At 47.6% G+C, this 6,000-nt stretch carries 5 protein-coding genes; all 5 read right to left on the reverse strand.

The genetic code is table 11. The features are described 5' to 3' along the window. Positions 1–188 precede the first annotated feature (188 nt). A complete protein-coding gene (locus U1I11_RS19920; protein ID WP_322907879.1) occupies positions 189–707 on the reverse strand; it encodes a phage tail protein in 519 nt (172 codons plus the stop codon). A gap of 44 nt (positions 708–751) precedes the next feature. After that, on the reverse strand, positions 752–1,255 hold the full coding sequence (locus tag U1I11_RS19925) for a phage tail protein (RefSeq protein WP_322907880.1): 504 nt from the start codon (positions 1,253–1,255) through the stop codon (positions 752–754). Positions 1,256–1,279: 24 nt separating this feature from the next. Continuing rightward, the gene (locus U1I11_RS19930) at positions 1,280–1,822 is read right to left on the reverse strand and encodes a phage tail protein (RefSeq protein ID WP_322907881.1); all 543 of its coding nucleotides are present in this window, start codon (positions 1,820–1,822) and stop codon (positions 1,280–1,282) included. Positions 1,823–1,953: 131 nt separating this feature from the next. Then, positions 1,954–2,406 carry a GNAT family N-acetyltransferase gene (locus U1I11_RS19935; protein WP_322907882.1) on the reverse strand — a complete coding sequence of 151 codons (453 nt, stop codon included), beginning with the start codon at positions 2,404–2,406 and terminating at the stop codon, positions 1,954–1,956. 172 nt (positions 2,407–2,578) lie between these two features. Beyond that, the coding region (locus tag U1I11_RS19940) for an Ig-like domain-containing protein (RefSeq protein WP_322907883.1) at positions 2,579–6,000 on the reverse strand (3,422 nt) is incomplete at its 5' end.

Genomic DNA, 6,000 nt, shown 5'->3' on the forward strand with positions numbered 1-6,000 from the left:
CGCTGTCTCTATCCCGCTTCATCTCATACGCCCCACTGCTGTGCATCTTGTTGCTAAAATATGTATACTTGTTGAAAGCAGTCGGGATGACATCGATGCTCTATTCATCTAACCTTAACGATATGCCACGCTGTGGTCACTCCGTTGCCATATCGATGCGGTCACATCCAAGCGAAACAACACCTAGATCATTCAGGACTAGGATATTCGCCGTCATAACAAATAATATAATTCACTCCCAAATAAGGCTGCATATTCGTATGTGCCTTACCGCCCCCACTTGCTCCCAGCACAGTCGCATTCATCGCTGCATTGATCGTCGTGCCATAACTTACATTATCGGCATCTCGATCATTATTTGCCCAAATATGCTGTGCCGGCTCCGGCGAAGTTGCCAGCGGTGCCGAATTGGCGGTATGCGTGTGACTCGGCAATTGCGCAGTCGTTAGCGTGATCGTTTCCACGCCTCCTTTATCTGCAAAATTGCGTGGTGTCAAACCAGGCCCAGCTCCACGATGAATCGGCACATTGCCGCTCAAATCGGGCAGCTTAAATGTTCGCGGTGAAGTACCGCCAAATTGATTGCCTAATGTTGCATACAACCCTTGATAAGTTTGAACAGGCAGTTCTTGCCCATTACAGAACAACCAGCCGTTTGGTGCATAATTCCCTGCAAACAAACGAATCTCACCAATATAAGCATCCATATTTAACAGCTTCCTTTCTGTCGCTCAAAATAGGTATAACTAATCTATGGTCTTTGAGGGTATATGCCTGTAGTCGAGATACAAAAATTAAGCGTTAAATAAGGCTGCATATTGTTATGAGCTACATTGGCACCCGCAGTTCCGATTGCTGTGGACGCCATCTGAGCATTAGGCGCGGTAGATGCATACGAATGAATGCCATCGGTTTTCGCCAGCACATTGCTGCCGGCAAAACTTTCACTGGCAGAATCTTGACTCACATTCAACGTATGTGAATGTGCAGGCATTTCGTTGACTGTCAGTACATGATTCGCTTGTCCGCCTTTGGCTCCGCCGGTAATAGTTGTACTAAGATGAATCGGCACACGTCCACGCAAGTCAGGCAGAGCAAAATTATTTCTGCCATCTCCACCATACGTTGTCACCAACAGACTAAACAACGCCGCATTCGATCTAATATCTAGCAACTGCCCATTACAAGCAAGCCATCCTTTTGGAATTACGCCATAAGGAAACAGTCTAATTTCGCCAAGAAAATAGTCGCCCATATGTTTTCAGCTCCGATCTGTCATTTAGTTAGGTGATGGATACGTACCGCTTACTGCGATCATAAAACCAATCGTCAGAAATGGCTGCATATTGTCATGCGGCAAATTGCCACCAACCGCGCTAACACTGCCTGTGTTCATCGCTTTGTTTTGCGCCGACGCATTATACGCATCATAACTCTCAATCGTACCTGTAGCCGGAAATGCGTTGGCAGGGCTATCGATTGTCGCTTTGCCTGCACCGCTTACAACATTCACGCTATGCGTATGCAGCGGTAGTTGTGTCCCCAACAATGTAACTGTTTCGGTACCGCCAGCGCTAGCTAACGGATAATTGATATTTTCGACCGGTTGGATGCCTGTATGAATAGGAACCCGTCCACGCAAATCCGGCAAGTTAAACGTAGTTCTGCCATCACCACCATAACTTGTGCCAATCAAAGCATATAACAGTTCATAGTCTTTAATCTGTAATGTAGCACCATCGCAAAACTTCCATCCAGCTGGTGTCCGTTGTCCTGCAAATCCAGCAAACATGCGAATCTCGCCAACATAATGATCGCTCATCGTACGATCTCCTCTCAATCTAGCATTTCAACTTATCGGGGGTGTATTCCATATTTATGCTTATCATGATGTGCATATTTTCCAGGCTTCAGATTCGCTTTGCCAGCCTCGCCCCCTCTCCAATCTAGCAATTAGGATCGTTGCCATTGCATCGTGACATAAGGAGGTGCATAGGCACACTCGGTAAAACCTTGACGATGATACCATTGCCGTGCAGGATTATGTTGCGCAACTTGTAATGATACCGTATGCGCTGTTTGCTGAAGCTGATTCAATACTAATGTTCCATAACCTTGATTGCGGAATTCCGGCAACAAGGCGATAAACACAAGCCGCACTTGTTCGTTTTCATAATATGTAATCATATAGCCTGCCTGCTTATTACCGATCTGAATAATGCGGTGACAAGCTGATGGATATTGACTTCGATATGACAGTTGTTGGGCGCGAAACTGCATATGCATCAACATATGCAATTGTTCCTCGGCTACGTTCATTAATAGAAATTCATCGATTTTCGTACTGCGGTACACTGCAAACAAAAACGGTTCATCGTTAGGAGTTGCCTCGGTCAAGTTGAGCATACAGTCGCCTCCCATTTCCGTAGTACATCATCGATATCGTGTTTTATATGACAGAACACGTTTGTTCGAATCAGCAGATGATGCCCATTTACGAATCGGACATCATCTACTGATCGGCATAAGCTACTATGCCATTTCGAACAAATCGTTCCTACTGTATTAGCTCAGCGTATTATTTACCGCTCCATTGCTCCTTACCATCTGACAATATCGTATACGTATGCGTCAATGATGCTTCTTCGATATCGCCAAATGCCCAGTGCGTGGCAGGTACATCTTTCCAAGTGGCGGTTGTGACACCGGTTAACGGGCCTCGTTTCAATAAACGATTCATCATCGTAACCAACTCAGCGCGTGTCACACCTGCATTTGGACGGAATGTGCCATCTTCGTACCCTTTCACAACACCTGTCTGCATTAACGTCGTAATGCTTGGCAATGCCCAGTGACCGTTCACATCTTTGAACGAGGTGGACAGATCGCTAGTAGCTGGAGCAAGCTGTTGCCAGCGCACTGCCAATGTAGCAAACTCAGCACGTGTCAGCGGACGATTCGGCGCAAACTGATCACTTGTCACACCGAGCATAATCTGTTTCGCTTGCAATTCGCGAATCGCTTCGGCTGCCCAGTGTGTGGCAGGTACGTCGCTGTATCCACGCAGCGTACTAGTTGCCGTAGCACCGTTCGCCTGCATAATCCGCCACAACATCGCAGCCACTTCAGCACGAGTCGTTGTTTTAGCAGGCAAAAACGTACCGTTTGGATAGCCTTTAATATAAGCGCTATGCGTGCCTGTCGGTTGAGCCGTTGATGATCCTGGTGTAGTGGAAGGCACAGGATTGGACGGTGTTGACGGTGTCGTTTGACCGCTACCTGAGTTGGTTGCGCCTCCGCCTCCGCTATTCGTTCCACTGTTTGATGTACTCCGTTTTGGCTGTACAGACAAAATCGTAAATGTACTAAATTTGTTAATTTGAACCGCAATCCCTTGCAAATTGCCTTTACTATCATATTGTGGCGTGCCGCGTTGCAGCTCGATCTCGCCATCACTGTGCTGAATGTACACATACAATGTCGATACATATGCCGCTTGTTCCGAGCTGGATGCTGGCATATTCAATTTGGAAGTTGGGAACAGCAATGTCGTAGTGTACGATTTATAATTCGTCTCAATCGTCATCGGTGTGCCGACTTGATTGACCGACGCATTGCTCGCCACCTGCTGAACTTGTGTATCGTCCAGCGCTTGCTTCGTTAACAACGATACTTGCTCGGTTTGACGAATCGGTACAAAACGGAAAAACAAGCTTTGTCCATCATCTTTCATTTGCTCCAACGTTGCTTTGTTAAGGATGACACTCGCATAATCGGTATCGATATTCAGATTTACTTTACCTGCAAGTGAATCATAGGCGGCAATCGGAACATCTGCCGTCACTTCATCCGCAGGGGCAGCAGGCAAGTCGCTAATGACAACATGGACGCTGTTCTCATTGTTGCTCATTGCCGCTTGCAAGGCTGAAGACAATTGCGCAGAATTCGCTACCACTTTGTCGATCGTGGCACCATCAGACAGCGTTTTGCGTGTAATTGGCGTTTGCTGTATATCCGTACTATTTTCGCCAATCCGGATCGGCACGGTGCGTGTCTGTTCTGTTTTGACAATATTTACGTTTTGCGGTTTGACAATAACGATAAACGTACGGCTCCATGCCACACCATTATGCTGTATCGTTGCCGTCAAAATAACGGTGCCTTCTGCCGTAGCTGGACGGATCACTGTCCCATCAGCTTGTACGAGCTGTGGTTGACTGGAAGACCAGCTGACTGGAAGTTGATTCTGAACCGTTGGTAGCTGCAAATTACCAGTAACAAATTCCCATGTATCTGTCCCGGTATAGCCAATTTGCAAAAGATTCAGCGCATCCTTCACTTCTGTTAATGCATCGGCACGAATGACTGTAATCGTGTAGTCGGATTCGGTTTGTCCATCCTGGGCGACGACTTTCAGCGTAATCGTGTTGGCACCGACTTGCAGATTGGATACATAGTTTTGCGTACTGCTGTCATATACAGCACCGGTTACAGTCAGTGTAGATAATGGATTGTACACATCTGCCTGAACACTGTATTGATTTACCTGATTCGCTACATTGACCGTATATTGCGTAATCGCCGGATCAAAAGCCGGACTGATTGCTACTGGTGAACCTGCCAATGCTTGCAGACGAGCGTCTTTGTTCGGCTCACGCATCACTTGAATCGTATACGTTTTGCGCGTCTGTCCATCTGCCGCAATCAATTCGATCGTCACCGTATTGTTGCCGGTTTGCAAACTAATCGGAATGGACGCTGTACCGCTTGAAATCGTACTGCCATTAATACGAATCGTTGCGTTGCTATCCGCTGCTGTTGGCGTAAAGGTGAGTTGGTATACATCATTTGGCACGGAAGCCATATAACTTGTCTGAGCTGGTGTGAAAATCGGGATCAATACGCCCGCCGATAATTGTAAAGAGGCAAGATTGGCATTGTCCGATAAAAACTGCACATTCACCGTACGAGTTAACGTCACATTGTCGGCTGCGATTTGAGCGGAATACGTGACAGATTCCTTTTTGCTGTTTGTAACGACAAAGCTGGCGATTCCGTTAGTGTTGGTAATAGCTGGTGTTGATGTAATGAGCGAACTGCCTGTACTTTGCAACAGTTCAACACTACGACCAGGCACAACATTACTATACGCATCCTTTACCGTTACCGTAATGACCGCTGAATCTGTAGCATTAGCCGATACACTTGTTTTGGAAGCGGTAATCGTCGATACGGCCGCATCCGCAATGCCCGGTGTAAACGTTACTGATACAGGATGCAACACTAGCGTAACATTGCCTGTAACTGTGGTATAAATTACCGCTTCGGCTTTCGTGCTTTTTACGGTGAAAGTTGCGATTCCGTTTGCATCGGTAATTGCCTGGGTCGCGGTAATCGTCGAGCTGCCACTTCCTTGCGTCAAACTGACCGTTTTGCCGCTAATGACATTGCCGTTGACGTCTTTGAGTGTGACCGTTACGGTTGCGCTATCGCTATTGTCCGCGAGCACCGTCGCTTTCGAAACCGCGACGTTCGACTGTGCAGCATTTACGGCACCTGCGGTAAAGGTAATTTGTTTCGTCTGTGTAATCGGGATAGAATCGCTGCTGTCGGTCGCCGTGTAGGTGACGATTTCCATCTTTTGGCTGGTCACTGTAAAGATCGCCTGTCCGCTACTATCGGTTGTCACTGCACTGTTCGGCGTGATCGTCGAGCTGCCGCTTGCTTGCGCCAGCGTTACATTTTTGCCGCTGACGGCGTTACCGTTCGCATCTTTCAGCGTTACGGTGACGGTCGCGCTATCGACTCCATCTGCACCTACGCTTGCTTTCGAGACCGCTACTGTCGATACCGATGCGTTCACCGCTCCCGGCTGGAACGTTACGTTTGCCGTTTGTGCTACGGTGACCGCATCGGCGGTCACTGCGGCGGTGTATGTGACCACTTCGGCTTTGGTGCTCTTGACCGTAAAGGTCGCGATTCCGCTTGCATCGGTAACTG

The sequence above is a fragment of the Paenibacillus campi genome (assembly GCF_034659835.1).
In the GTDB taxonomy this organism is placed as follows: domain Bacteria; phylum Bacillota; class Bacilli; order Paenibacillales; family Paenibacillaceae; genus Saccharibacillus; species Saccharibacillus campi.